Origin of the sequence: Streptomyces tyrfis, from assembly GCF_037034285.1 — a bacterium.
GTDB lineage: Bacteria > Actinomycetota > Actinomycetes > Streptomycetales > Streptomycetaceae > Streptomyces.
Genome location: NZ_JBAGJZ010000035.1, coordinates 1 through 26011, shown reverse-complemented (window position 1 = coordinate 26011; position 26011 = coordinate 1). Strand labels below are relative to the sequence as shown.

The 26011-nt window shown below is 72.9% G+C and carries 20 protein-coding genes and 1 tRNA gene; 7 read left to right on the top strand and 14 right to left on the bottom strand.

Annotation, left to right across the window (positions count from 1 at the left end; translation table 11 throughout):
* Positions 1–236: 236 nt before the first annotated feature.
* Positions 237–1241: an RNA polymerase sigma factor SigF gene (locus tag WA762_RS24505; RefSeq protein WP_335938471.1), complete on the top strand. Its 1005-nt coding sequence runs from the start codon at positions 237–239 to the stop codon at positions 1239–1241.
* Positions 1242–1403: 162 nt separating this feature from the next.
* On the opposite strand, the gene hutI is transcribed toward WA762_RS24505, so the two are convergent.
* The 6 genes from hutI to WA762_RS24475 all read right to left on the bottom strand — a co-directional run bounded on the left by hutI (position 1404) and on the right by WA762_RS24475 (position 9594).
* Positions 1404–2576 (bottom strand): imidazolonepropionase, encoded by a 1173-nt coding sequence (gene hutI, locus WA762_RS24500; RefSeq protein WP_335938398.1) that lies wholly within the window; start codon positions 2574–2576, stop codon positions 1404–1406.
* Between the two features lie 435 nt (positions 2577–3011).
* The gene (locus tag WA762_RS24495; RefSeq protein ID WP_335938396.1) at positions 3012–4406 is read right to left on the bottom strand and encodes a formimidoylglutamate deiminase; all 1395 of its coding nucleotides are present in this window, start codon (positions 4404–4406) and stop codon (positions 3012–3014) included.
* The gene (locus WA762_RS24490) at positions 4397–5617 is read right to left on the bottom strand and encodes an allantoate amidohydrolase (RefSeq protein ID WP_335938470.1); all 1221 of its coding nucleotides are present in this window, start codon (positions 5615–5617) and stop codon (positions 4397–4399) included. Before WA762_RS24490 ends, WA762_RS24495 begins: the two co-directional genes overlap by 10 nt.
* Before the next feature lie 173 nt (positions 5618–5790).
* Positions 5791–7452: a urocanate hydratase gene (gene hutU / locus WA762_RS24485; RefSeq protein ID WP_335938394.1), complete on the bottom strand. Its 1662-nt coding sequence runs from the start codon at positions 7450–7452 to the stop codon at positions 5791–5793.
* A 274-nt stretch (positions 7453–7726) separates the two neighbouring features.
* Positions 7727–8293 carry a hypothetical protein gene (locus tag WA762_RS24480; protein ID WP_335938392.1) on the bottom strand — a complete coding sequence of 189 codons (567 nt, stop codon included), beginning with the start codon at positions 8291–8293 and terminating at the stop codon, positions 7727–7729.
* A gap of 452 nt (positions 8294–8745) precedes the next feature.
* Complete coding sequence (locus WA762_RS24475) at positions 8746–9594, bottom strand: MurR/RpiR family transcriptional regulator (protein ID WP_335938390.1); 849 nt, start codon at positions 9592–9594, stop codon at positions 8746–8748.
* A gap of 310 nt (positions 9595–9904) precedes the next feature.
* On the opposite strand from WA762_RS24475, the gene WA762_RS24470 reads away from it, so the two are divergent.
* Positions 9905–10324 (top strand): hypothetical protein, encoded by a 420-nt coding sequence (locus WA762_RS24470; RefSeq protein WP_335938388.1) that lies wholly within the window; start codon positions 9905–9907, stop codon positions 10322–10324.
* Between the two features lie 317 nt (positions 10325–10641).
* Here the strand turns inward: WA762_RS24470 and WA762_RS24465 are convergent, their stop codons facing one another.
* Entirely contained in the window at positions 10642–12045 is a 1404-nt protein-coding gene (locus tag WA762_RS24465) for a cystathionine beta-synthase (protein ID WP_335938386.1), read from the bottom strand.
* Positions 12046–12211: 166 nt separating this feature from the next.
* Between WA762_RS24465 and WA762_RS24460 the strand changes: the two genes are divergently transcribed.
* The 3 genes from WA762_RS24460 (at position 12212) to WA762_RS24450 (ending at position 16385) form a co-directional block, all read left to right on the top strand.
* Positions 12212–13258 (top strand): SGNH/GDSL hydrolase family protein, encoded by a 1047-nt coding sequence (locus WA762_RS24460; RefSeq protein ID WP_335938469.1) that lies wholly within the window; start codon positions 12212–12214, stop codon positions 13256–13258.
* Positions 13259–13780: 522 nt separating this feature from the next.
* Entirely contained in the window at positions 13781–15001 is a 1221-nt protein-coding gene (locus WA762_RS24455) for an acetyl-CoA C-acetyltransferase (RefSeq protein WP_335938385.1), read from the top strand.
* Positions 15002–15539: 538 nt separating this feature from the next.
* Positions 15540–16385 (top strand): hypothetical protein, encoded by an 846-nt coding sequence (locus tag WA762_RS24450; RefSeq protein ID WP_335938468.1) that lies wholly within the window; start codon positions 15540–15542, stop codon positions 16383–16385.
* A 192-nt stretch (positions 16386–16577) separates the two neighbouring features.
* Here WA762_RS24450 and WA762_RS24445 read toward each other — a convergent pair whose 3' ends face one another.
* The 7 genes from WA762_RS24445 to WA762_RS24415 form a co-directional block, all read right to left on the bottom strand.
* On the bottom strand, positions 16578–16895 hold the full coding sequence (locus WA762_RS24445; protein WP_335938384.1) for a hypothetical protein: 318 nt from the start codon (positions 16893–16895) through the stop codon (positions 16578–16580).
* A 218-nt stretch (positions 16896–17113) separates the two neighbouring features.
* Positions 17114–18001: a Bax inhibitor-1/YccA family protein gene (locus WA762_RS24440; protein ID WP_335938383.1), complete on the bottom strand. Its 888-nt coding sequence runs from the start codon at positions 17999–18001 to the stop codon at positions 17114–17116.
* A 212-nt stretch (positions 18002–18213) separates the two neighbouring features.
* Positions 18214–18555: an ArsR/SmtB family transcription factor gene (locus WA762_RS24435; RefSeq protein WP_335938381.1), complete on the bottom strand. Its 342-nt coding sequence runs from the start codon at positions 18553–18555 to the stop codon at positions 18214–18216.
* 206 nt (positions 18556–18761) lie between these two features.
* Positions 18762–19214, bottom strand: coding sequence for an ATP-binding protein (locus tag WA762_RS24430; protein WP_335938380.1), 453 nt, complete (start codon positions 19212–19214; stop codon positions 18762–18764).
* The gene (locus WA762_RS24425; RefSeq protein ID WP_443080664.1) at positions 19211–20896 is read right to left on the bottom strand and encodes a SulP family inorganic anion transporter; all 1686 of its coding nucleotides are present in this window, start codon (positions 20894–20896) and stop codon (positions 19211–19213) included. The genes WA762_RS24430 and WA762_RS24425 overlap by 4 nt, the downstream gene beginning before the upstream one ends.
* Before the next feature lie 68 nt (positions 20897–20964).
* On the bottom strand, positions 20965–21306 hold the full coding sequence (locus WA762_RS24420; protein WP_335938378.1) for an ArsR/SmtB family transcription factor: 342 nt from the start codon (positions 21304–21306) through the stop codon (positions 20965–20967).
* 440 nt (positions 21307–21746) lie between these two features.
* Positions 21747–21832: transfer RNA gene (locus WA762_RS24415), tRNA-Leu, on the bottom strand.
* 732 nt (positions 21833–22564) lie between these two features.
* On the opposite strand from WA762_RS24415, the gene WA762_RS24410 reads away from it, so the two are divergent.
* Positions 22565–23335, top strand: coding sequence for an ABC transporter ATP-binding protein (locus WA762_RS24410; RefSeq protein ID WP_335938377.1), 771 nt, complete (start codon positions 22565–22567; stop codon positions 23333–23335).
* Between the two features lie 136 nt (positions 23336–23471).
* Positions 23472–26000 (top strand): ABC transporter permease, encoded by a 2529-nt coding sequence (locus WA762_RS24405; protein WP_335938376.1) that lies wholly within the window; start codon positions 23472–23474, stop codon positions 25998–26000.
* The last annotated feature ends 11 nt before the right edge of the window (positions 26001–26011 follow it).

The following is a 26011-nucleotide window of genomic DNA, read 5'->3' as shown; positions in this document are numbered from 1 at the left end:
ATTTCGTCGTAGTCGTCGACGACTACCCGGAAACAGTACGCGTTCCGTTCGCCACGTGGTAGCCAAAGACCTCAACAAATAGGACATATAGCATCAATTTGCGCTTGTAACTCTCCGTTCGAACCGGGTAAGGGTAGAGGGACACCCAAAAACACGAACGGCTTCGGAGGCGCCGCTTCACCGCAGGAACACGTATGGGCATCGGCAGCCATATGCCGAGAACGATGGAGGAGACCATGTCACCCCGGCTCGACGAACCGCGTACCCCCGACGCGACGTCAGCACCTTCTGTGGGACTGACCCACTCAGACTCCCCTGCCGCGACCGCCGCGGACGGCACGCGCGGCAGCGGCGCCGGCATCGTCACGGATGCCGGCGACACCGGAGCCGACCGCGTCGACCACCGGTCCGCCGCTCCCCACCACGTCGCCGACGGCCTCGAAGGACTACCCGAGATCCCGCCGTTCGACGAGGTGGAGCCGCTGGACGCCAGGGCACTGTCGAAAACGCTCTTCGAGCGGCTCGAATCCCTCGAAGAGGGCACCCACGAGTACTCGTACGTCCGCAACACCCTCGTCGAACTGAACCTGGCCCTGGTCAAGTTCGCCGCCGCCCGGTTCCGCTCCCGCAGCGAACCGATGGAGGACATCATCCAGGTCGGCACCATCGGCCTGATCAAGGCGATCGACCGTTTCGAGCTCAGTCGCGGCGTGGAGTTCCCGACGTTCGCGATGCCGACCATCGTCGGCGAGATCAAGCGCTTCTTCCGCGACACCAGTTGGTCCGTGCGCGTCCCGCGCCGCCTTCAGGAGCTGCGGCTCGACCTGGCCAAGGCGGGCGACGAGCTCGCCCAGCGGCTGGACCGCTCGCCCACTGTGGGCGAGCTCGCCGACCGCCTCGGCATCACCCACGACGAGGTCGTCGAGGGCATGGCCGCGAGCAACGCGTACACCGCGAGCTCGCTGGACGCCAAGCCCGAGGAGGACGAGCACGAGGGCGCGCTGGCGGACCGCATCGGCTACGAGGACCACGGGCTCGAAGGCATCGAGTACGTCGAGTCCCTGAAGCCGATGATCGCCTCGCTGCCCGGACGCGACCGCAGGATCCTCTCGCTCCGGTTCGTCGCCAACATGACGCAGTCGGAGATCGGCGAGGAACTGGGCATCTCCCAGATGCATGTGTCCCGGCTGCTCTCCCGGACGCTGACCAGACTCCGGAAGGGCCTGACCCTGGAGGAGTGACCGGGTGCGCCGCGAACCGGCGGCACACACCCGCGCGACCCCCGTCGCGACTCGTGCGGAAGGACCTGCCCCGGCGACGGGCGGGTCCTTCCGCATGTCCGGGGCCGGTCGCGCGGCGGGATCCCGGGGGGTGCCCGGGGCCGGTCGCGCGGCGGGGTCCGCTCAGACGACGCGTTCGCCGCGGCGCCAGACCGCGTGGGTGAGCGGCACTCCCGGCCGGTAGGCGAGATGGACATGGCTGGGGGCGTCGAGGAGGACCAGGTCGGCGCGGGCCCCGGGGACGATGCGGCCGATGTCCGTACGGCGCAGCGCCGCCGCACCGCCCGCGGTGGCGGACCAGACCGCCTCGTCCGGGGTCATGCCCATGTCGCGCACGGCGAGGGCGATGCAGAAGGGCAGCGACGACGTGAACGACGAGCCCGGGTTGCAGTCGGTGGAGAGCGCGACGGTGACACCCGCGTCGAGGATGCGGCGGGCGTCCGGCCAGACGGCGCGGGTGGAGAACTCGGCGCCGGGGAGCAGGGTGGCGACGGTGCCGCTCTGGGCCAGGGCGTCGATGTCCGTGTCCGTGAGGTAGGTGCAGTGGTCGGCCGAGGCGGCGTCGAGTTCGACGGCGAGCTGGACGCCGAGGCCGTGGCCGAGCTGGTTGGCGTGGACGCGGGGCTGCAGGCCCTTGGCGCGGCCGGCGGTGAGGACGGCCCTGGCCTGGTCGACGTCGAAGGCGCCCCGCTCGCAGAAGACGTCGATCCAGCGGGCGTGCGGGGCACAGGCGTCGAGCATCGGCCCGGTGACCAGGTCGACGTAGCCGGCCGGGTCGTCGGCGTAGTCGGCGGGGACGACGTGGGCGCCGAGGAAGGTGACCTCCTCGGTGTGCCGGGCGGCGATGCGCAGGGCACGGGCCTCGTGCTCGACGGTGAGGCCGTAGCCGGACTTGGTCTCGAAGGTGGTGGTGCCCTGGCGCAGCGCCTCGGCCAGGTAGCGGGCGACGTTGGCGGAGAGCTGCTCGTCGGTGGCGGCGCGGGTGGCGGCGACGGTGGTCCTGATGCCGCCCGCGCTGTAGGCGCGGCCGGACATCCGGGCGTTGAACTCCTCGGTGCGGTCGCCCGCGAAGACGAGGTGGGAGTGGGAGTCGACGAAGCCGGGGATCATGGCCCGGCCGCCCGCGTCGACGGCGTTGTCAGTGGCGGGTGCTTTGCTGGTCCCACCGGTCCAGACGACGCGGTCGTCCTCGATGACGACGGCCGCGTCCTGGACCAGGCCCAGGGGGGAGTCCGCGCGGAGGGAGGGGTCGTTGGTGACCAGGGCGGCGATGTTGGTGATGACGGTCGTCGTCATGGGGCGGCTGCTCTCCTTCTGGGTGGGTGTGCGGGGCGGCCCGTCGGCGGACGCGCGGGGAATCGCGCGGGGGGACCGGCCGACGGGCACGGGGGGGTGTCCCGCGCCCCGGTTCCGGGAGCGGCGGCATGGGGGGTGTCCCGCGCCCCGGTTCCGGGAGCGGCGGCGCAGGGGGCGCCGTCGGCCCCGGTCCCGGGGGTCCGGGGTTCGCGGGCGGCCGCCGGGCCGGGGGTCCCGGGAGTGACGGCCCGGGGACCGTCGGTGTTCCGGGGGCCGCGGGGCCGGGGAGGGCCGCGGGGCCGGGGGCGGTCGCCGGTCCCCGGGCCGGGGGCTCCGGCGCCCGGCCCGGCCCCGTTCCCGTCGGCCCGGTTCCCATCGGCCCCGTTCCCGTCGCCACGGCTTCCGCTTCCGGTGCCGGTCCCGGTGGCGGCGGGCTCAGCGGTGCAGGGCGGAGATCGCGGAGGCGAGCGCTCCGGGCACGTCGTCGATCAGCGTGTGACGCCCGTCGCGGACGAGGTGGCGTCCCGCCACGACGGTGTGCCGCACGTCGGCCGCGGTCGCGGCGAATACGACCGTCTCGGCGGCCAGCCGCGGCTCCGGTCCCGCCGTTCTGACGGAGTCCAGGGCGACGGTGGTCAGGTCGGCGGGGGCGCCGGGTTCGATGACGCCCGCCTCCGGACGGCCGAGCGCGGCATGCCCGTCGGCGGTCGCCGCGCGCAGCAGGGCCGCCGCCGTCCAGTGGCCGCGGGTCCGGGTGCGCAGGCGTTCGTCCAGCTCCATCGCCCGGGCCTCCTCGAAGAGGTCGATCACGGCGTGGCTGTCGCTGCCGAGGGAGAGCGGCGAGCCGGCCCGCTGCAGGGCGACGGCCGGGCCGATCCCGTCGGCGAGGTCGCGTTCCGTGGTGGGGCACATGCAGGTGCCGGTCCCCGAGGAGCCGAGGAGCGTGATGTCCTCGGCGGTGAGGTGGGTGTTGTGGACGCCGGTGGTGCGGGGGCCGAGCACCCCGTGGTCGGCGAGCAGCCGGGTGGGGGTGCGCCCGTGGGCGGCGAGGCACGCCTCGTTCTCCGCGGGCTGTTCGGAGAGGTGGACGTGGAGCGGCGCCCGCCGTTCCCCGGCCCAGGCGGCCACGGTGGCCAGCTGCGCCGCCGGGACGGCGCGTACGGAGTGGACGGCGGCGCCGATCAGGGCGTGGTCGGTGTCCTTGAGGAGGGAGACGCGTTCGGCCCAGGCGTCCGCGGTGGTGTCGGAGAACCGCAGCTGATGCGGGTCGGGCCCCCGGTAGTGCCCGGGCCCGTCGCCGAACCCGGCGGCGAGGTACGCGGTGTCCAGCAGCGTGATCCGGATGCCGGCCTCGCCCGCCGCGGCGATCAGCGCCTCGCCCATCGCGTTGGGGTCGGCGTAGGGCGTGCCGCCCGGCGCGTGGTGCAGATAGTGGAACTCGCCGACGGCGGTGATGCCGGCCAGGGCCATTTCGGCGTACACCGCGCGGGCCAGCTCGTAGTACGAGTCGGGGGTGAGCCGGGCGGCGACCTGGTACATGGTCTCGCGCCAGGTCCAGAAGGTGCCGGAGCCGACCTGGACGGTGGAGCGCAGGGCCCGGTGGAAGGCGTGCGAGTGGGTGTTGGCGAGACCGGGCAGCGTCAGCCCGCGCAGCACGGTGGCGCCCGGCGGCGGGACGGTGACGCCGGTGCGGACGCCCGCGACGACCCCGCCGGACACGTCCACCGCGACACCCGGCTCGACATGGGCGCCGAGCCAGGCGTGGGACAGCCAGTACGTCTCGGTGACGGGCCTGCCCGTCGGCTGCGGCGGCGGTGTCGTCAGCGGCACGCGAGACCCTCCAGTACGTCGGCGAGTGCGGTCACTCCGGCCGCGCAGTCGTCCTCGGCGGCGTGCTCGGCCGGTGAGTGCGAGACCCCGGTGGGGTTCCGTACGAACAGCATGGCGGTCGGCGCCGAGGCGGACAAAATACCCGCGTCGTGTCCGGCGCCGGTCCCGAGGACGGGCACGGGACGCCCGGCGGCGCGCCCGCGGCCGCCCCGCTCCGTGAGGATCTTGCCGATCTCGTCGCGCAGGGCGTGCTCGAACTCCACGACGGGTGTGAAGGACTCGCGCACGACGTCGAGGTCGATGCCGGCCCGCTCGGCGTGTTCCCGGGCGGCCCGTTCGATGCCGTCGACGACGGCGTCGAGCCGGTCCTGGTCGGCGGCGCGGGAGTCGAGCCAGCCGCGGACGAGGGAGGGGATGGCGTTGACGCCGTTCGGTTCGACCGCCACCTTGCCGAAAGTGGCTACGGCACCGACGAGTTCGGCCTCGCGGCGGGCGGCCAGCACGGTCTCGGCATAGGTGAGCATCGGGTCGCGCCGGTCGGCCAGCCGGGTGGTGCCGGCGTGGTTGGCCTCGCCCCGGAAGTCGAACCGCCAGCGCCCGTGCGGCCAGATCGCGGAGGCGATGCCGACCGGGTCGCCGGTGAGGTCGAGGGCGCGCCCCTGCTCGACGTGGAGTTCGACGAACGCGCCGATGCGGGCGAGCCGTTCGGGGTCGGGGCCGATGGCGCCGGGGTCGTACCCGGCCGCCTCCATGGCCTGCGGCAGGGTGACGCCGTCGCCGTCGCGGAGCCGGTGCGCGGCGTCGACGGTCAGCTGCCCGGCGGCGAGCCGGGAGCCCACACAGGCCAGCCCGAAGCGGGCCCCTTCCTCGTCGCCGAAGTTGGCGACGGCCAGCGGCCGGGTGAACTCGGCTCCCCTGCACCGGAGTTCGTCGAGCGCGGCGAAGGAGGAGATGACGCCGAGCGGCCCGTCGAAGGCGCCGCCGTCCGGCACGGAGTCGAGGTGCGACCCGGTGACGACCGCGTCCCCGGCCAGCGGGTCGCCGAGCCAGGCCCACTGGTTGCCGTTCCGGTCGACCTCGTAGGTCAGCCCGCGCGCCTCGGCCTGGGCCCGGAACCAGGCGCGGCACTCGGCGTCGGCGCCGGTCCAGGCGTAGCGGCGGTAGCCGCCGCTGTCCGGGTGCCGGCCGATCGGCAGCAGCTCCCGCCACATGGCCTGGAACGACGGAGCCCCGCCGTCCCCGGCCTCGCCGGGCCCCCCGGGACCGGGACCGGTCTGGCCGGTGCCGGTCTGGCCGGGACCGGTCTGGCCGGTGCCGGGACCGCCGCCCGTGTCCGGGGCGGGGCCGCGGCCCGGGGCTCCGGGGCCCGTCGTGGGCGGCCGGTTCACTGTTCGCCCTCCGTCATCGGGACGCGCACGCCCTTGTCGGCGGCGACCGTCTCCGCGATGTCGTACCCGGCGTCGACGTGCCGGATGACGCCCATGCCCGGGTCGTTGGTGAGCACCCGGCGGATCTTCTCGCCCGCCAGCGGGGTGCCGTCGGCGACGGTCACCTGCCCGGCGTGGATGGAGCGGCCCATGCCGACCCCGCCGCCGTGGTGGAGGGAGACCCAGGACGCCCCGGACGCCACGTTCACCATGGCGTTCAGCAGCGGCCAGTCGGCGATCGCGTCGGAGCCGTCGAGCATGGCCTCGGTCTCGCGGTACGGGGAGGCCACCGAGCCGCAGTCGAGGTGGTCGCGGCCGATCGCCAGCGGGGCGGCCAGTTCGCCGGAGGCGACCATGTCGTTGAAGCGTTCGCCGGCCCGGTCGCGCTCTCCGTAGCCGAGCCAGCAGATCCGGGCGGGCAGCCCCTGGAAGTGGACGCGTTCACCGGCCATCGTGATCCAGCGGCGCAGCGACTCGTTCTCCGGGAAGAGATCGAGGATCGCCTTGTCGGTCTTGTGGATGTCGGACGCCTCGCCGGACAGCGCGGCCCAGCGGAACGGGCCCTTGCCCTCGCAGAACAGCGGCCGGATGTACGCGGGCACGAAGCCGGGGAACGCGAAGGCCCGCTCGTAGCCCGCGAGTTTCGCCTCGCCGCGGATCGAGTTGCCGTAGTCGAAGACCTCCGCCCCGGCGTCCATGAAGCCGACCATCGCCTCGACGTGCCGTGCCATCGACTCCCGGGCCCGGGTGGTGAAGCCCGCCGGGTCCTTGGCCGCGTACGAGGCCATGTCGTCGAAGTCGACGCCGGACGGCAGGTACGCGAGCGGGTCGTGGGCGCTGGTCTGGTCGGTGACGATGTCGATCGGGGCGCCCTCGGCGAGCATGCGCGGCAGCAGGTCGGCCGCGTTGCCCAGCAGGCCGATGGAGAGCGGCCGGCGGGCGTCCCGGGCCTCGACGGCCAGCTGGAGCGCGTGTTCGAGGGAGTCGGCGCGCACGTCCAGATAGCGGTGCTCGATGCGGCGCTCGATGGCGCGCGGGTCGCAGTCGACGCAGATCGCGACGCCGTCGTTCATGGTCACCGCGAGCGGCTGCGCGCCGCCCATGCCGCCGAGCCCGGCGGTCAGCGTGATGGTGCCGGCGAGCGTCCCGCCGAACTTCTTCGCGGCGACGGCGGCGAAGGTCTCGTAGGTGCCCTGGAGGATGCCCTGGGTGCCGATGTAGATCCACGATCCGGCGGTCATCTGGCCGTACATGGTGAGGCCGAGCGCCTCCAGGCGGCGGAACTCCTCCCAGTTCGCCCAGTCGCCCACCAGGTTGGAGTTGGCGATCAGCACGCGCGGCGCCCACTCGTGCGTCTGCATGACGCCGACCGGCCGCCCGGACTGGACCAGCATCGTCTCGTCCTGCTTGAGCGTCCGCAGGGTGCGCAGCATGGCGTCGAAGGAGCGCCAGTCGCGGGCCGCCTTGCCGGTGCCGCCGTAGACGACGAGCTTGTCGGGGTGCTCGGCGACCTCGGGGTCCAGGTTGTTCTGGAGCATCCGGAGGGCGGCCTCCTGCTGCCATCCCAGGGCGCTCAGCTCCGTACCGCGCGGTGCCCGTACCGGGCGGGGTCCTGACATGGCGACGCCTCCTCGCGACGTGTAAGTCTCCTATTCACATCCTGGGGTTCTGAATAGACGTAGTCAACAGGGCCCGCGCCGACGCCCCGGCGGGCCACCATGAGACGACGGGACGGCGGGGCGGGCCGCCATGAACCGACGGGACATGAGGCGACGGGACGGCGAAGCAGGCCGCCCATGAGACGACGGGACATGAGCCGACGGGCGGCCGTCGAGGTCGGATGGCCCGGCAGATGGCCCGGCAGATGGCCCGGCGGGCGGCCCGGCGGCCGCCTCAGCGGTGGCGCCGCGCCCCGCCGGGTGCGGCGTCGCCCGCCATCGGCCCGGTCGTCCGGTACGCGTCCACCTGCTTGCCCGCGGGCCGCCCGCGCCGCACCCGGTCGGCCGGCACCCAGTACAGGACGTCGTCCCGGCGTTCGCGCTGCCCGATCCGGAGCGCCTTGATCCAGAGCCCGGCCCCGGCTCCAGCGAGCGCCAGCCCGCCCGTGCCGGGCAGCAGGAACGCGCTCACCACCGCCGCCAGGAACGCCCCGAGCAGCCACCACCGGCGCCCGCGCCGCCAGTCGCGCACGGTCACGGCCCGGTCCTGGAGGAAGTCGGTCCGGGCGGCCCGGGCTGCGTTCCCGGCGAGTTCGGCGTAGCGACGGCCGCGTACGAGCGCCACGGCGGCGGCCGTGATCAGGAACAGCGCCGCCCCGGCCAGCAGCCCGATCCGCCGCCCGGTGAGTCCGGGCACCGCGGCGCCGACCACCGCGGCCAGCAGCCCCGACCACCACAGCGGCGCGGCCCCGGCTCGTACGACCACCGCCACCCTCGCCAGCGACTGTGCTCCGCGCCCCACGTCCGTGCCCCTCTCTTCTCTCCTGCGCTTCTCTCGCGCCCGGAGGTTAACGGGCACGGATGAGGGGCGTCTGAGAATCGCGCGGGCGGGTCGGGAGACGCCTCGGCAATCAGGCACCTCGGCACGCCTCGGCAGTCGGGCGCCTCGGCGATCAGGACGCGCCTCGTCGGGCCCCGCCCCGAACCGCAGCGTCCCGGCCCCGCCCGGCAGCGCCACGCCCGTTCCGGGCAGCAGTTCCAGCACCCCGTGACCGCCGTCCGGCACCCCGTCACCGCCGTCCGGCACCATGTCACCGCCGCCGTCCGAAACCGCGTCACCGCCGTCCGGCACCGGGCGCGCGCCGGTCCCGGCCCCCGCCCGACGACCGGCCCCGGACTCCGCTCGACGACCGGCCCCAGGTGCCATTCGACGGCCGGTCCCGTACCTCGTCGCTCGACGGCCGGTCCCGCGCGTCATTCGACGAAGAGCCCCCGCGCCGCCGCCCGCGCGTCGAACTCCTCCAGCCGCGCCTGCGCGTCGGGCAGGTCGTCGCACATGGCCTCCAGCAGCACCCGCCCCAGCAGCATGGGCGCGCACGCGGTGTCGAAGGCGAGCCCCGTGCCGACCGCCGCCGGGATCAGCAGATCGCTGTGCTTCGCGACGGGCGCGAAGGCGGAGTCCGCGACCGAGACGACGGCCAGCCCCTGGTCCCGCGCGTACGCGAGGGCGTCGACGACCTCCTTGGGGTGCCGGGGCAGCGCGAAGCAGATCAGGGCCGTGGCGCCCGCCCGGCGCGCCGCGTCGATCCGGTCGTGCAGCATGCTGCCGCCCTCGTCGAGCACCCGGACGTCGGGGTGGACCTTGGCCGCGAAGTACCCGAAGCCCCGGGCCTGCGAGGAGGCGGCCCGCAGCCCGAGCACCGGCAGCGGCCGGGAGGCCGCCAGCATCCTGCCCGCGCGTTCGACGGGCCCGGGGTCCGCGAGCAGATCGGCCAGATGCCGGAGGTTCTCGATCTCTCCGAGGACGGCCTGCTGGTACTCGTTGCACGCGTCTCCGTCGCCGCTCCCCGGCTCGGCCCCGGCCGGGGCCACCTCCCGCAGATGTCTGCGGAGCGCCGGGTAGCCGTCGAAGCCCAGCGCCACGGCGAACCGGGTGACGGACGGCTGGCTGACCCCGGCGAGCTCGGCCAGCTCCACGCTCGACAGGAACGGCACGTCCCCGGCCCGGCGCACCATCCAGTGCGCGATGCGCCGCTGCGTCGGCGTGAGCCGACGCCCCTCGAAGAGCTGCTGCAACCGCGCGGCCGGGTTGCTCCCGCTCATGCTGTCCCCTTGGTAGATCCGTCGCACCACGGTCCGGCGCCGACGAATCCATTCAGCCAGCAAGCCGCCTGCATGTCCATATACAGCCCGGCCCGCCCCGCCGTCCCGACGGCGGCCCGGTTGTCCCGGTCGCTGCCGGTGCGGACCGGTCGCTGCCGGTACGGCCCCGTCGCTGCCGGTACCGAGAAGGTCCGCGGTGAAGGCGGAGGCCGGGTCCGGTACGCGCGCAGCGGACCGTACGGCAGGGCCCAGGGAAAGACGGGGGGTAGCCCCACTGCCCGCGGGTCCGGCGGTTCGTACCGTGAGAGGCATGAAAGCCCGAGACCCGGAGCTCAAGAACGAGCTCGACGCCACCCTGCACGCCCGTAGTGAGCTGGGTTCGGATTACGAGTCCGCGCTCGTCGAATCGTTTCTGGAGAAGGTCGAGCAGCGGCTCGACACCACGCTCGACCGCCGTGTCCGCCGGCACCTCGCCGAGCAGCAGGTGAGCGTCGCCCGAGGAGCGCGGCAGCCGCAGCCCCTCGGGGGGTTCGGCGAGCGCTTCGGCTTCGGGATCATCTCGCTGGTCCTGGCCATCCCGCTGTCCGCGATCGCCGCGGCGGCCGCCCACACCCAGGGCCTGGTCATCGCCTGGCTCGGCATCCTCGGCGTCAACGCCGTGTACGCGGCCCGCGACTGGCCCTGGTTCCGCCGCCGTTCCGGAAGCTCCACGTCCGACTGGGACGACTGAGAACCGGACGGCTGAGAACCGGACGGCTGAGAACCGCGAGAGAAGTGTCGCGGGGACCGCCGCACCCCCGGTGTCCGAGGGGCGGGACGACGGCGGTCCCCGCGAGGGGCACGGGCCGGGTCAGGGCCCCGGGCCGCGTCCGGGCGACGAGGGAGGTCCGGGAGCCGCTCCGTAGTCCGTGTCGCCGTAACGGGTGCCGGCCGGTTTCCCCGCCGACACCCCTCACTGTGCCGGTCCCGTGTTAAGCGGGTGCTGCGCGCATGTGTCGCGCGCGTACCGTTTTCGCGAAGGCCCGCAGGCGGGCCCCCGCGCCCGCCCTACGGCTTGCCGCCCGCGTCCTTCGCCAGGTACGCCAGCAGGTCCTGGCGGCTGACCACGCCCTTGGGCTTGCCCTCGACCAGCACGATCGCCGCGTCCGCCGCGTCCGGGCCGCCGAGCACCGCCATCAGGTCCTCGACCGGTTCGCCGGAGCCGACCTGCGGCAGCGGCGGCGACATGTGCTTCTCCAGCGGGTCGGTGAGCGAGGCGCGCTGCGCGAACAGCGCGTTCAGCAGCTCACGCTCGACCACCGAGCCGACGACCTCGGCGGCCATCACGTCCGGGTGCCCGGCGCCCGGCTTCACGATCGGCATCTGCGAGACGCCGTACTCGCGCAGCACGTCGATCGCCTCGCCGACGGTCTCCTCGGGGTGCATGTGGACGAGCGTAGGGATCGGCCCCTCCTTGTGGTCGAGGACATCCCCGACCCGGGCCGACGGCCCCGTGTCCTCCAGGAAGCCGTAGTCCGCCATCCATTCGTCGTTGAAGATCTTGCTGAGGTATCCGCGTCCGCTGTCCGGCAGCAGGACGACGACCACGTCGTCCGGGCCCAGTCGCTTCGCGACCTCCAGCGCGGCGACGACCGCCATCCCGCAGGAGCCGCCGACCAGCAGGCCCTCCTCCTTGGCGAGGCGGCGGGTCATCTGGAAGGAGTCCTTGTCGGACACCGGGACGATCTCGTCCGTGACCGTCTGGTCGTAGGCGGTCGGCCAGAAGTCCTCACCGACGCCCTCGACGAGATACGGGCGCCCGGAGCCGCCGGAGTAGACCGAGCCCTCCGGGTCCGCGCCGACGACCTTGACCGCGCCGCCGCTGATCTCCTTCAGATAGCGGCCGGTGCCGCTGATCGTGCCGCCGGTGCCGATGCCCGCGACGAAATGGGTGATCTTCCCGTCGGTCTGCTCCCACAGCTCGGGACTGGTGGTCTCGTAGTGCGAGCGCGGGTTGTTCGGGTTGGAGTACTGGTCGGGCTTCCAGGCGCCGGGCGTCTCGCGGACCAGCCGGTCGGAGACGTTGTAGTACGAGTCCGGGTGCTCGGGGTCGACGGCCGTCGGGCAGACGACCACCTCGGCGCCGTAGGCGCGCAGCACGTTGATCTTGTCCGTGGACACCTTGTCCGGGCAGACGAAAATGCACTTGTAGCCCTTTTGCTGGGCGACGATCGCCAGGCCGACGCCCGTGTTGCCGCTGGTCGGCTCGACGATCGTGCCGCCCGGCTGCAGTTCGCCGCTCTCCTCGGCCGCCTCGATCATGCGCAGGGCGATGCGGTCCTTGACCGAGCCGCCGGGGTTGAAGTACTCGACCTTGGCCAGGACCGTCGCCTGGATGCCGGCCGTGACACTGCGCAGCCTCACCAGCGGGGTGTTGCCTACAAGACTGATCATCGAATCGTGGAATTGCACCGTGTACTCCGGGGTCTCCTGATGGGTGCGGCCAGCGTATGCGCACCGGCGGGAGAACGGGCGGTGCAGACGGGAGGAGTGATTGAGCGGCGGCCGCCGCGGGGCAAGGAGATGGCGTACGGCTGCACGGCGACGAGAGGTGGACCGGACTGTGTCGAGGGCGAGAGTGGCACGGCGGATCGCGGCGGGCGCGGCCTACGGCGGCGGCGGCATCGGGCTGCTCGGCGCGGCGGCGGTGGGCGTCCTGCTGGCGGAGGTCCAGCTGGCGAAACGGCATGTGGGCGGCGGCACCGCGCCGGTCCCGCCGAGTGCGGACGGGCGGTACGGGGTGGCGTTCGCCGGCCCCGCGGAGCCGCTGCGGCTGGGGCTGCTGGGCGACTCGACGGCGGCCGGGCAGGGCGTGCGCCGGACGGGACAGACGCCGGGGGCGCTGCTGGCCTCGGGGCTCGCGGCGGTGTCCGAGCGGCCGGTGGATCTGCGGAACGTGGCGCAGCCGGGCGCCCGCTCGGACGATCTGGAACGGCAGGTCTCGTTGCTGCTGGCCGATCCGTGCGCGGTGCCCGACGTCTGCGTGATCATGATCGGGGCGAACGACGTGACGCACCGCATCCCGGCCACCCAGTCGGTGCGCTGCCTGACCACCGCGGTGCGCAGGCTGCGGACGGCGGGCGCGGAGGTGGTGGTCGGCACCTGCCCCGACCTCGGCACGATCGAGCCGGTCTACCAGCCGCTGCGCTGGCTGGCCCGCCGGGCGAGCCGGCAGCTGGCGGCGGCCCAGACGATCGGCGCGGTGGAGCAGGGCGGGCGCACGGTGTCGCTGGGCGACCTGCTGGGGCCGGAGTTCGAGGCGAACCCGCGCGAACTGTTCGGGCCGGACAACTACCACCCCTCGGCGGAGGGGTACGCCACGGCGGCGATGGCGGTGCTGCCGACCCTCTGCGCGGCACTGGGCCTGTGGCCGGAGACCGACCGGCTGGACGGCGCCCGGCGCGAGGACATTCTGCCGGTGGCCAAGGCGGCCTCCCAGGCGGCCATGGAGGCCGGTACCGAGGTCACCGGGGCCCGGGCGCCGTGGGCGCTGCTCAAGCACCGCAGGCGGCGGCGCCTGCCCGCGGCCACGGAGCCCGACCCGCACCCGCGGCCGGAGCCGGACGGCGGGACGGCGACCGGATCCACCGGGGTGCCCGGAGTCGCCGGGGAAGGGGCCCCCTAGGGGTGTCTGATAAATGAGTGCGGGAGAAGGAGCTGGGTCCGGTGCGTGCGATCGCAAGACTCCGGAGCGTCTGCGTGGCGGAGCCACGTGGGCGGTTCGGCGACGCCGCGAGCGTGCGTGCCGGACCCCGCGACGCCGCAGGTATGTGTCAGACACCCCCGAGGCCGCCGGAACGCGCGGGCCGGACGGGCCGGACGGCCTGCCCCCGGGCCGATCCGGGGACGGACCTGCCGACCGGCCCGCGGACCGTCCCGCCGACCGGCCCGAGGGGTCGCTGGGCCGACGGCGGAGATCGACCCGGACGACCGACCGAGCGGGACAATCAACTGAGCGGGGCAACGGACCGAGCGCGGCGATCGATCTGAACGAGGCAACGGATCCGAACGAGGCAACCGACTGAGCGAGCGCTTAGAAAAGAGGTCGGCGTCACATGCGCTGCCCGGTGACCCATCTGCTACGTACAGGTAACTTCCAAGTCAGCACCTGCCCGAACCCGCCTTCCAGCCCTCATGGAGCCGCGTGATGCCCGAAGCCGTGATCGTCTCTGCCGCCCGTTCTCCCATCGGCCGGGCAGTCAAGGGCTCGCTGAAGGACCTGCGCGCGGACGACCTGACCGCGACGATCATCCAGGCCGCGCTGGCGAAGGTCCCCGAGCTGGACCCGCGGGACATCGACGACCTGATGCTCGGCTGCGGCCTCCCCGGCGGCGAGCAGGGCAACAACCTGGGGCGCATCGTCGCCGTGCGGATGGGCATGGACCACCTTCCCGGCTGCACGATCACCCGTTACTGCTCGTCCTCCCTCCAGACCAGCCGGATGGCGCTGCACGCCATCAAGGCGGGCGAGGGCGACGTCTTCATCTCGGCGGGCGTCGAGATGGTGTCGCGCTTCGCCAAGGGCAACTCGGACAGCTGGCCGGACACGCACAACCCGCTGTTCGCCGACGCCGAGGCCCGTACCGCGGCCCGCGCCGAGCAGGGCGGCGAGGGCTGGCACGACCCGCGCGAGGACGGGCTGGTGCCGGACGCGTACATCGCGATGGGGCAGACGGCGGAGAACCTGGCCCGGCTCAAGGGCATCACCCGTCAGGACATGGACGAGTTCGGCGTCCGCTCGCAGAATCTCGCCGAGGAGGCCATCGGGAAGGGCTTCTGGGAGCGCGAGATCACCCCGGTCACCACCCCGGACGGCACGGTCGTCGCCAAGGACGACGGTCCGCGCGCGGGCGTCACCCTGGAGGGCGTGCAGGGCCTGAAGCCGGTGTTCCGCCCCGACGGGCTGGTCACGGCAGGCAACTGCTGCCCGCTGAACGACGGGGCCGCCGCCCTGGTGATCATGTCCGACACCAAGGCCCGCGAGCTGGGCCTGACGCCGCTGGCCCGGATCGTCTCGACCGGCGTCTCGGCCCTCTCCCCCGAGATCATGGGATACGGGCCGGTGGAGGCGAGCAGGCAGGCGCTGAAGCGCGCCGGGCTGACGATCGACGACATCGACCTGGCCGAGATCAACGAGGCGTTCGCCGCCCAGGTGATCCCGTCCTACCGCGATCTCGGCCTGCCGCTGGAGAAGGTCAACGTCAACGGCGGCGCCATCGCCGTCGGCCACCCCTTCGGCATGACCGGCGCCCGGATCACCACCACGCTGATCAACAGCCTCCAGTTCCACGACAAGCAGTTCGGCCTGGAGACCATGTGCGTGGGCGGCGGCCAGGGCATGGCCATGGTCATCGAGCGGCTGAGCTGAGCTGGAGCGGAGGGTAGGGGCCGCCCGAGGCACGAGGGCGGCACCTGCCCGCAGCGCAAGCGAAGCGGAACGCGACCCACGACACGAGCGGCTGAGCTGAGCTGGAGCGGAGGGTAGGGGCCGCCCGAGGCACGAGGGCGGCACCTGCCCGCAGCGCAAGCGAAGCGGAACGCGACCCACGACGCGAGCGGCTGAGCTGAGCGGCTGAGCTCGGCTGACCGAGCCGGAGCGCGGTGGCCCTCTCCGTTCGCGGAGGGCAACGCGTACCCGCTCGGGCACGCACAGTTTCATTGGAGAATGGCCGGTTTCCGAGCCCCGGCCGTGACCGAATCTCCCCCAGGATGTGACCTACGTCCTGGGGGAGAACCATTCCCCCAGGTCATACCGGCACCGGCACTAAACCCTGGGCCGAAAGACCTGTCCAATTCGTGACGTAATGCACTGACACGAGGAGCGGCCGGAGGACAAGCTGAGGTAGGAAGTCGGGGAATCCATTGAAACCGGGAGTATGTCAGTGAGCGCCATGTCTCTTGCCCTGTTGCTGACCACCGCCGCCGCCACGGCCGTGGGCGCCGCTGCTCTGCACGCTGCTCACGGGCTGCGCAAGCAGATGGCCGCCCTCCGCACGGAGCTGGCCGCGGCCCGCGCCCAGAGCGCCGCCGTGCCCCCGCAGAGCCGCTACGACACCCCGGCCGCCGAGATACGCGCGGCGGTCGCCGAGGCGCTCGCCGAGGAGCGGGAGCGCGAACTGGCCGAGGCCCGCGCCTTCTGGGCCTCCCAGGAGGCGCGTGACGCGGCCGACGCCCCGTCCCTGCTGGGCGGCCTGTCCGGAACGGGCGAGGAGGCCCCGCTCTTCATGCCCCGTCAGGCGGACTTCGTGGGCCTGGAGGCGATGGACCTCGACGCCGCCGAGGCGCTGGAGGAGCTGACGGAACTGACCGAGTTCGCGGATGTGGCCGAACTCGCCGACGTGGCCGAGATGCCGGAGACCGCGGGGCTCGCCGAGGACTCCCCCGAGCTGGCCGCGGCCCGTCGCCGCCATCCCTCGCACCCCGACTTCGTGCCCGTGCGGACCCCCGTGGCCACCGACCACGAGCGCACCGTGAACCGCCTCGAGGAGCTCGCCGACAACCGCACCGAGCTCGCGGACGTGCGCCCCGGTCCGCTCGGCACCCTTGACGTGTACGTCTTCGCCGACGGCACCACGCTCTGTATGACGCCCGGTCACCGGGAGACGGCCGAGCGCCTGGCCGAGTCGCTGCTCGCCGGTGAGCGCCCGGTGCTGCTGGGCGGTTCCGGCGTCTCCGGCGCGTACGCCCTGACCTTCTCGTGCGGCGAGGAGAACGTCTACATACTCGCGGACCGCATCATCGCCTCGTTCTGACTCCAGGCCCCGGACCCAGGCCCAGGCCCCGGACCCCGACTCCCGGCCTCCGCCCCCGGCCTCCGTCTCCGGCCTCCGACTCCCGCGCCCCAGAAGCTTCTCCCCCGGCCCCGGATCCCGGCCGCCGGCCCCTGGCCCTCGACTCCCCGCCCCGGGCCCCCGGCCGCTTCCCGGCCCTCGGCCGGCCGCGCGTCAGGCGAACGCCCGCCCGGCCGCCTCCTCCACGTATCGCACGGCCTCGTCCAGTTCCGCCGACGAGGCCGTTTCCAGTGCCGCCGCCAGGTCGCGCCCCGCCACGGCGAGTTGGTCGCCGATCGCGAAGAGCCCGGCGTCCGGCATGGTGCGCGGTTCCCGGTCGGGCGACTCTACGCGCTGGGCCCGCCGCGCGAGTTCCCGGGCCGTGGCGAGCCCCTCGGCGGCCGCGCCACGCTGCAACCGGCTCTGCGGGGCGGCGCGCAGCCGGTCGGCGAATCGGTCCACGGCGTTGATCAGCGGGGTCGTATCGAGCACCCGCCGACCCTACGCGTCTCCCCCGCGCCATCGCCAGAAGGGCCGCCGCTGCCCGCCCCGCCCCACCCACCGGGCACGGCCCCACCCACCGGGCGCGGAACGGGAGCCCCGCCCGGAGGGAGGACCCGCCGAGCGCAGAACGGGAGCGGCCCGCAGGCGTTCTGCCTGCGGGCCGCTCCCGGTATCCGTCGACGCTCCGGTCGACAGGGGTCCGTGCGTCAGTCGTCGCCGCTGAGGATCGAGAGCAGACGCAGCAGCTCCAGGTAGATCCACACCAGGGTCATGGTGAGGCCGAAGGCCGCCAGCCAGGACTCCTCGCGGGGGGCGCCGTAGGCGATGCCGTCCTCGACCTGCTTGAAGTCCAGGGCGAGGAAGCACGCACCGAGGACGACCCCGATGATGCCGAACAGGATGCCGAGGCCACCGCTGCGGAAGCCCAGGCCGTCGCCGCCGCCGAAGACGGCGAACAGCAGGTTGACCGCCATCAGCAGCATGAAGCCGACGGCCGCGGCCATCACGAAGCCGTAGAAGCGGCGGGTGACGCGGATCCAGCGCATCTTGTACGCCAGCAGCACACCGGCGAAGACGCACATGGTGCCCAGCACCGCCTGCATCACGACGCCCGGGCCGATGTAGGTGCTGACCGCGCTGGAGATCACGCCGAGGAAGACGCCCTCGAACGCCGCGTACGAGACGATCAGCGCCGGAACCGGGCGGCTCTTGAAGGACTGGATGAGCGACAGGACGAACGCCACCAGCGCGGCGCCGACGGCGATCCCGTACGACTTGCCGATGTTGGCCGGGTCGACCGGCAGCACGGCCCAGGCGAACGCGGCGCCGAGCACCACGGTGCCCAGCGTGATCGCCGTGCGCGTGACGACGTCGTCGATCGTCATGGCGCCCGTGCGCGCCGGGGCCTGCGGGACGCCGTACTGGACGTCCTGCTGGGCATAGGGGTTGGTGGCGTACGGGTTGGCGGCGGTGCCCTGCGCGTACGGGTTGCCACCCGCGACAGGGGCCCCGGCCTGCGGCGCCGCGTTGAAGCCCGCGTATCCGTTGTCGCGGCTGAAGCCCCGTCGCGAGAAGACCGGGTTGCTGCTCCTCATCTCACTCCTCCATGGCCACCCTGCGTGGCCTTCCCACAAGAGTAATGGGTAGGCAAAGGATTCAGACTAGTGCCTGAGGAGGATCTTTATCGAACCGAAGGCGAAAAGCACCCGTCTTTTCCAAGACGACACCCGGCCGGTCCCCCATCCCTGCTCACGCCCCGCGCCCCGGGTCCCGTGCCCCGCGCCCACCGGGCGTCACGGGACGACGCTCAGCGCCGTCCCGGCTCGGCGGCGCGCAGGTCGGCCAGCAGTTCGGCCTGACCGGCCAGGACCCCGGACAGGATGGTGCGGGCGACCCGCAGGAGCTCCGCCACCTGGACGTTGGCGAGGGAGTAGTAGACGCCCGAGCCCTCGCGGCGCGCGACGACGAGGTTCGCCCGCCGCAACACGGCGAGCTGCTGCGACAGATGGGCGGGCTCGACGCCGATCTCGGTCAGCATCTCGGACACCGCGTACTCGCGTTCGCTGAGCAGTTCGAGCACCCGGATGCGGACGGGGTGCCCGAGGGTTTTGAAGAACTCGGCCTTCAGCTGGTAGAGGGGCGCGCTCATCGAACCGGCCCCGCGGCCTCGGTCCCGGCCGTCCGGACGGACCGCCTCTGCCGTGCGTGTGCCGTGTATCGCGTGCACTCAGAACTCTTCGCCATGGGGCCATCCTCGCGCGTCCGCCCGTGCGCGCTGACCTCGGCGGCCGCCGGAATTCGAAATCCGCGGGGCGGAAGGGTCCGCCGCCCGTCGCACCGGCCGTCCCCGTCCCGTCATCGCCCCGCGCCCCCGGCTCCCACACCCCGCAGGGGCACGGTGACCCAGACGCACTTGCCTCCGCCGTCCGCGTCCTCGCGCACGACCGCGGTGCCCGCCAGGCCGTGGGTGAGCTCGGTGACCATGGCCAGCCCGCCGTCGGTCCCGGCGGCCGGGCCGTGCAGCGTGGGCCGGTAGGGGTGGCGGTCGTGGACGCCGAAGGCGAACGTGTCCGGGCCGGCCGCGTAGAACACGGTCACCGTCGGGGACACCACGGCGGCGTGCCGGACGCTGTTGGTGACCAGTTCGCTGAGGATCAGCAGCACCGGGTCGACGCCGGGGTGGCGCGGTCCGACGCCCCACTCGGCCAGAACCTGCTCGGTCGTCTCGCGTGCCGTGCGCACGGCGGCGCCCATGGTGGGCAGGGTCAGCACATGACGCAGCGGCAGGGCGTCGGGCCGGACCGTCATCGGGACGCCTCCTCGGACGCGGCGGGGGTGACGGGGGCGGTGGTCGCGTCCGCCGGGCCGGCCGGCAGCGCGGGCACGAGGCCGGCGGTCTGGAGCCGGGCCCTGGCCGCCGCGATGGCCTCCGGGGTGGTGGCGTAGTCCCGGCCGTCGGGCCGCAGCAGCTCCAGGGCGCCCACGGCGTCGAGGGCGCGCCGCTGGCCCGTGCGTATCCCGGAGGCCAGCACGGTGACGCCGCGCCGGTTCAGCTTCTGCACGGCGTCCTTGAGGACCAGCGCGCCGGTGGCGTCCATGGTGGTGATCCGCGACATGCGGAGGATGACCATCCGGACGTCGGCCACCTCGGAGAGCTCCAGGAGGAAGCGGTGCGCCCCGGCGAAGAACAGCGGTCCGTCGATCCGGTAGGCGACGATGTGCTCGGCCAGCAGCGCGTGTTCCTCGTCACTGTGCTCGCCGGGCAGGTCGGGACGGAAGTCGACCTGGTCCATCCGCGCCTGGCGGGCGACCGCCCGCAGGGCCAGCGCCCCGGCCACCACCAGGCCGATGATCACCGCGTAGACGAGGTCGAGGACGAGCGTGGCGGCGGCCGTCAGGCACAGGACCACGGCGTCGGAGCGGGTGGCGCGGGCCATCGCGCGCAGCGAGCCGACCTCGACCATGCGGATCGCGGTGGCCAGCAGCACGCCCGCCAGCGCGGCCAGCGGGATCTTCGAGACGAGCGGGGCGGCCGCGAACACGATGACGGCCAGCACGGCGGCGTGGGTGAGCGCGGCCAGCCGGGAGCCCGCTCCCGTACGGACGTTGACCGCGGTGCGGGCTATGGCGGCCGTCGCGGGGACGCCGCCGAACAGCGGGGCGGCCAGGTTCGCCACACCCTGCCCGAAGAGTTCCCGGTCCGGGTCGTGCCGCTGACCGACCGTCATGCCGTCCGCGACCGTGGCCGACAGCAGCGACTCCAGCGCCGCGAGGGCGGCCACGGCCACGGCGGGCGCGAGCAGCGAGCCCAGCGACGACAGGTCCAGGAAGCCGAGCGAGGGGGCGGGCAGCCCGGACGGCAGGTCGCCGATCGGCGTCGCCGAGTCCAGGTGGCAGAGCTGGGCGACCAGCGTCGCGGCGATCACCGCGACGACGGAGAACGGGATGCCGGGCCGCAGCCGCGCGCCCAGCAGCATCACGGCCGCCACGCCGACGGAGAGGGCGACGGCGGTCCAGTTCGGCGTCCGCACGAACGCCTCGACCGCCCGCCAGGCCACCACCAGGACCTTCTCGCCCTCGGGCTTGTCCACGCCGAGCGCGGCGGGCACCTGCTGGAGCCCGATGACGCAGGCGATGCCCAGGGTGAATCCCTCGACGACCGGCGCGGGGACGTACCGCATGTACTGACCGGCCCTGAGCAGGGCCAGGGCTATCAGCAGCACCCCGGCCAGGAGCCCGACGGTCAGCACCCCGCCGGGCCCGTACTGGGCGACGATCGGCACGAGGACGACCGTCATGGCCCCGGTCGGGCCGGACACCTGGAGGTTCGAGCCGCCGAACAGCGCGGCCAGCGCCCCGGCCACCACCGCCGTCGCGAGCCCCGCCTCGGCGCCGAGCCCGGAGGAGACCCCGAAGCCGAGCGCGAGCGGCAGCGCCACGATGGCGACGGTGAGGCCGGCGAGCAGATCGCGGCGCGGGTCGCGGGCCATGGCCACGAAGTCGGCGCGGCCGGGCAGCAGCGAACGGACCCGGTCCAGCGCCTGTCGGGAGACCGTACTCACGACGCGGCGACCTCGGCTTCCCGCAGCTCGGCCAGCAGCTCGTTCCGCCCCGCCAGCATCTCGGTCAGGATCCGGCGCGCGGCCCGCATCAGCTCCGCCACGTCCCCACCCGCGAGTTCGTAGACCACGGTCGAGCCCTCCCGGGTGGACGTCACGATCCCCGACCGGCGCAGGACCGCCAGCTGCTGCGACAGCGCCGAGGGCTCCACCTCGATCGCCGCGAGCAGCGCGCGGACCGGCTTCGGGCCGCCCTGCAGCATTTCCAGCACTCGGATGCGCACCGGATGCCCCAGCATCCGGAAGAACTCGGCTTTCGCCCGGTACAGCGGAACCGGCACGTCCCCGGACCTCCTGTCGGCCTCTCGGCCACTTGCATATACAACGAACACAGCATGTAGTGAATTGCATAAATTTGCAATTCACTACATCGACTTGACCGTCCGTGCCGATCGGCGACCACCGGGGGCCTCCGCCCGACAGCGGAACACGGGAAGACGGACCAAACGGGGCCGAACAGAACCGGACGGTGCCGAATGGAACTGAACCAGATCGAACGAGACCGGACTGGACTGAACGGGACCGAACGGGAGCAGAGGAGTGAACGGGCAAGAAGGAGCGGCAGGGGCCGAGGGATGAGAGCCGCGAACAGCGGGCCGGGAACAACGGGCTGGGAACAGCGGCCGAAGGCGGCACCGGGTGCCCTGCCCGGAGGCGGTGGCCGACGCCGCGGGAAACGCGCCCGCCGGGCGGTCCGCCTCTCGGCGTGCCCTGCGCGAAGTGGTGCCCGGAACCGGACTCGAACCGGTACGCCCCCGAGGGGCAGCGAGGTTTAAGCTCGCCGTGTCTGCCTTCCACCACCCGGGCCCTGGCGCGCGACTCCGCGTTGGCACATGACCCTATCTGGGGGCTTCCTCCGATCAGCGGATGAGTGGCGCGATGTTGTCTTATTTTATTGACCGTTTGAGGGTGCGTCAGCACTTGTGAACACGCATCCCCACATGCCTGGGCGGGGTATGGGGTGCGACGCCCGGCAATCCGGATTGACGTAAAGTCGCCGCATTCGGGCGGCTCATTGGTCAGGCGCATGTCAGAGGCCGTCCCCGCCGCCCCGCCGGGCGGCCCGAACAGGTCTCGTACGCCGACGTCGCGACGCCCGCGCGCCCGCCCGCCCCGGCCCCCGCGCGGCTCCGGCACGGACGAGCGGGCGGGCGTCGACGCCGTGCGCCTCGGGGTGGAGGAGCGGCCCCCGAGACCCCCGCCCGACCGCTCCCCGACCGCCCCGGCGCCCGGCCCCCCGCCGGGGCCGGCCCACCCATTCGTGGCACGGAATGCCACCTTCCCGGGGTCGCGGATTGACGCGCGCGCCACCCGGCCGAGTGGATCACCTCGGGGTCGATGTCATACCGAAGGAGGACACCGGAGCCGGCCGGTGCGACTCAAGACGACCCCGGGAACGGGTACGGGGGCTGACGAATCACGACGATCCGGCGGTGAGGATGGAGGAGTCCGAACAGCGTCGGACACCTCGAACGCACATCTGACTCACCACACGACCCCGGACGAAGCCCTCGGCCGGGCCCGGATCAGGAGATTCCCGTGACCACCACTCCCACCGCACACCGCGTCGCCACGGTGGCTGCCCGCGCCACGGACCTGTCGAAGGTCTACGGCGAGGGCGAGACCAGGGTGACGGCCCTGGACCGGGTCACCGTGGACTTCCCCCAGGGCCAGTTCACCGCGATCATGGGCCCGTCCGGCTCCGGCAAGTCCACGCTGATGCACTGCGTGGCCGGTCTCGACAGCTTCAGCAGCGGTTCGGTGCGGATCGGCGACACGGAACTGGGCTCGCTCAAGGACAAGCAGCTCACCCAGCTCCGCCGCGACAAGATCGGCTTCATCTTCCAGGCGTTCAACCTGCTCCCGACCCTGACGGCGCTGGAGAACATCACGCTCCCCATGGACATCGCGGGCCGCAAGCCCGACGAGGCGTGGCTGCGTCAGGTCATCGACATGGTCGGGCTCTCCGACCGGCTGTCCCACCGGCCGACCCAGCTCTCCGGCGGCCAGCAGCAGCGCGTGGCGGTGGCCCGCGCCCTGGCCTCGCGGCCGGAGATCATCTTCGGTGACGAGCCGACCGGGAACCTGGACTCGCGCTCCGGCGCCGAGGTCCTCGGCTTCCTGCGCAACTCGGTGCGCGAGATGGGCCAGACCGTGGTGATGGTGACCCACGACCCGGCGGCCGCCTCCTACGCGGACCGGGTGATCTTCCTCGCGGACGGCCAGATCGTCGACCAGATGATGCACCCCACCGCAGACGGGGTCCTCGACCGGATGAAGGCGTTCGACGCCAAGGGCCGCACCAGCTGAATCCCTTCCGCGCACCCGGAGCCCGCTCTTCCGCACGCCCCCGCCGGGGCCTCGCGCCCCCGCCGGTTCCCGCGCCCACGCCGGGCCCGGACCCCGCGCCCTTGCCGGACCTCTCCCCTTCCCAGGACTGACAGACATGTTCCGTACCGCCCTGCGCAATGTGCTCGCGCACAAGGCCAGGCTGCTGATGACCGTGCTCGCCGTGATGCTCGGCGTGGCCTTCGTATCCGGCACCCTGGTCTTCACCGACACCCTCGGCAACGCCTTCCGCAAGCAGTCGGCCAAGAGCTACGACGACATCGCCGTCGCCGTCACCACCGGCGCCGACCAGCGCGACCCGAACGCGCCCCGCGGCATCACCGCCGCCGCCCTGACGAAGATCCAGGGCCTGGACGGCGTCGACACCGCCACCGGCCGGGTCCACGGCTTCGCCGGCGTCGCCGACCCCGACGGCAAGCTGATCGGCAACGGCTGGTCCAACACCGGCGCCAACTTCTTCCCCGGCAAGGACGGCAAGGACGCCGCGTACACCTTCGTCGACGGCAAGGGCCCCGACGCGGCGGACCGGATCGCGCTCGACGAGCAGACCGCGAAGAAGGGCGAGTACAAGGTCGGCGACCGGGTCCGGGTCGCCACCAACGGCCCGGTGAAGGAGTACACCCTCTCCGGTGTCTTCACCACCGAGGACGGCGCCGTCAACGCGGGCGGCAGCCTGGTCCTCTTCGAGACCCCGGTCGCCCAGGAGCTCTATCTGCGGCCCGGTGAGTTCATGGACGCCAACGTCTCCGCCGCGTCCGGCGCCTCGGCCGACAAGCTGCTGACCGAGGTCAAGCCGCTGCTGCCGAAGGGCGCCGACGCCCAGACCGGCAAGGAGCTCGCCGACCAGCAGGCCAAGGACATCGAGTCCGGGCTGAGCAGCCTCAACACGATGCTGCTCGCCTTCGCCGCGATCGCGCTCTTCGTCGGGATCTTCCTGATCGCCAACACCTTCACCATGCTGGTCGCCCAGCGCACCAAGGAACTGGCCCTGATGCGCGCCGTCGGCGCCTCCCGCCGCCAGGTCAAGCGCTCCGTGCTGCTGGAGGCCGCCGTGGTCGGCGCCCTCGCGTCGGTCATCGGTTTCGCGCTCGGCCTCGGGCTCGCCGTCGGCCTGCGCGCCGCGATGAGCCTGACCGGCGGGAAGATCCCGGCCGGGCCCCTGATCGTCTCGCCCACCTCGGTCATCGCGGCGCTCGCCGTCGGCGTGCTGATCACCGTGCTGGCCGCCTGGCTGCCCGCCCGCCGGGCCGCCAAGATCCCGCCGGTGGCGGCGATGAACAGCGTGCACGCGACCTCGACGGCCAAGTCCCTGGTGCTGCGCAACTCGATCGGCGGCGTCCTCGCCGCGCTCGGCGGCGCGGGCATCGTGGCCGGCGCTGCCGCGGGCTCGGACGGCCGGACGCTCATCGGAGCCGGCGCGTTCTTCGCGCTGATCGGTGTCATCGTGCTGATCCCGCTGCTGTCGCGGCCGGTCGTCGCGCTGGTCCGCCCGCTGCTGAAGAAGCTGTTCGGGGTCTCCGGCAAGCTGGCCGCGCAGAACGCGGTCCGCAACCCGCGGCGCACCGGCGCCACCGCCTCCGCCCTGGCGATCGGACTCACCCTGGTCACCGGCATCTCGGTGCTCGGCGTCACCCTCGGCCAGGCGGTCGACCGGATGACGACGGACAACATCAAGGCCGACTACATGGTGTCGATGGCGAACGGGAACTCCCTCGACCCGTCGGCGCTCACCGCCCTGGAGAAGGTCGACGGAGTCAAGGCCGTCTCGCCCCGCCTGGACTCCTGGCCGAAGGTCGGCAAGGACCACCTGTCGGTCTCCGGAGTCACCCCCGGCGACGTGAACGACCTCTTCGCCATCAAGACGGTCTCCGGCTCGGTCGACTCCCTGCGCGACGGCGAGATCGCCGTCAGCGAGAAGACCGCCGAGAAGGAGGGCTGGAAGACCGGGGACACGATCCCGGTCGTGTACGACGACGAGAAGAAGGAGAACCTGAAGCTCGGCGCGATCTACGAGGACAACGAGTTCCTCAGCCGCGTCCTGATGCCGAGGGAGCTCCTGGAGCGGCACACCGCCCATGCCGACATCCGCGAGGTCTGGGTGAAGATGGACGGCGGCGAGACCGCCGCCAACGAGAAGGCCCTGGTCAAGGCGCTGGGCGACAACCCGGCGATGAGCATCATCGACCGTCAGGGCATCCGGGACATGTTCGGCGGCTTCGTCAACACCGCCCTGAACATCATGTACGGCCTGCTGGCGATGGCCCTGATCATCGCGGTGCTGGGCGTCGTCAACACGCTGGCCATGTCGGTCTTCGAGCGCCAGCAGGAGATCGGCATGCTGCGGGCGATCGGCCTGGACCGGCGCCGGGTGAAGCGCATGATCCGCCTGGAGGCCGTGGTCATCTCGCTCTTCGGCGCGGTGATCGGCGTGGTGCTCGGCACGTTCCTCGCCTGGGCGATCGGGCAGACCCTGAAGTCCTCCGTCCCGGGCTACGCCCTGGTCATCCCGTGGGACCGGATCGGCGTCTTCCTGGTGCTCGCCGGCCTGGTGGGCGTGCTGGCCTCGCTCTGGCCGGCCCGCAGCGCCGCGAAGCTGAACATGCTGACGGCGATCAAGACCGAGTAGGACGCGCCCGG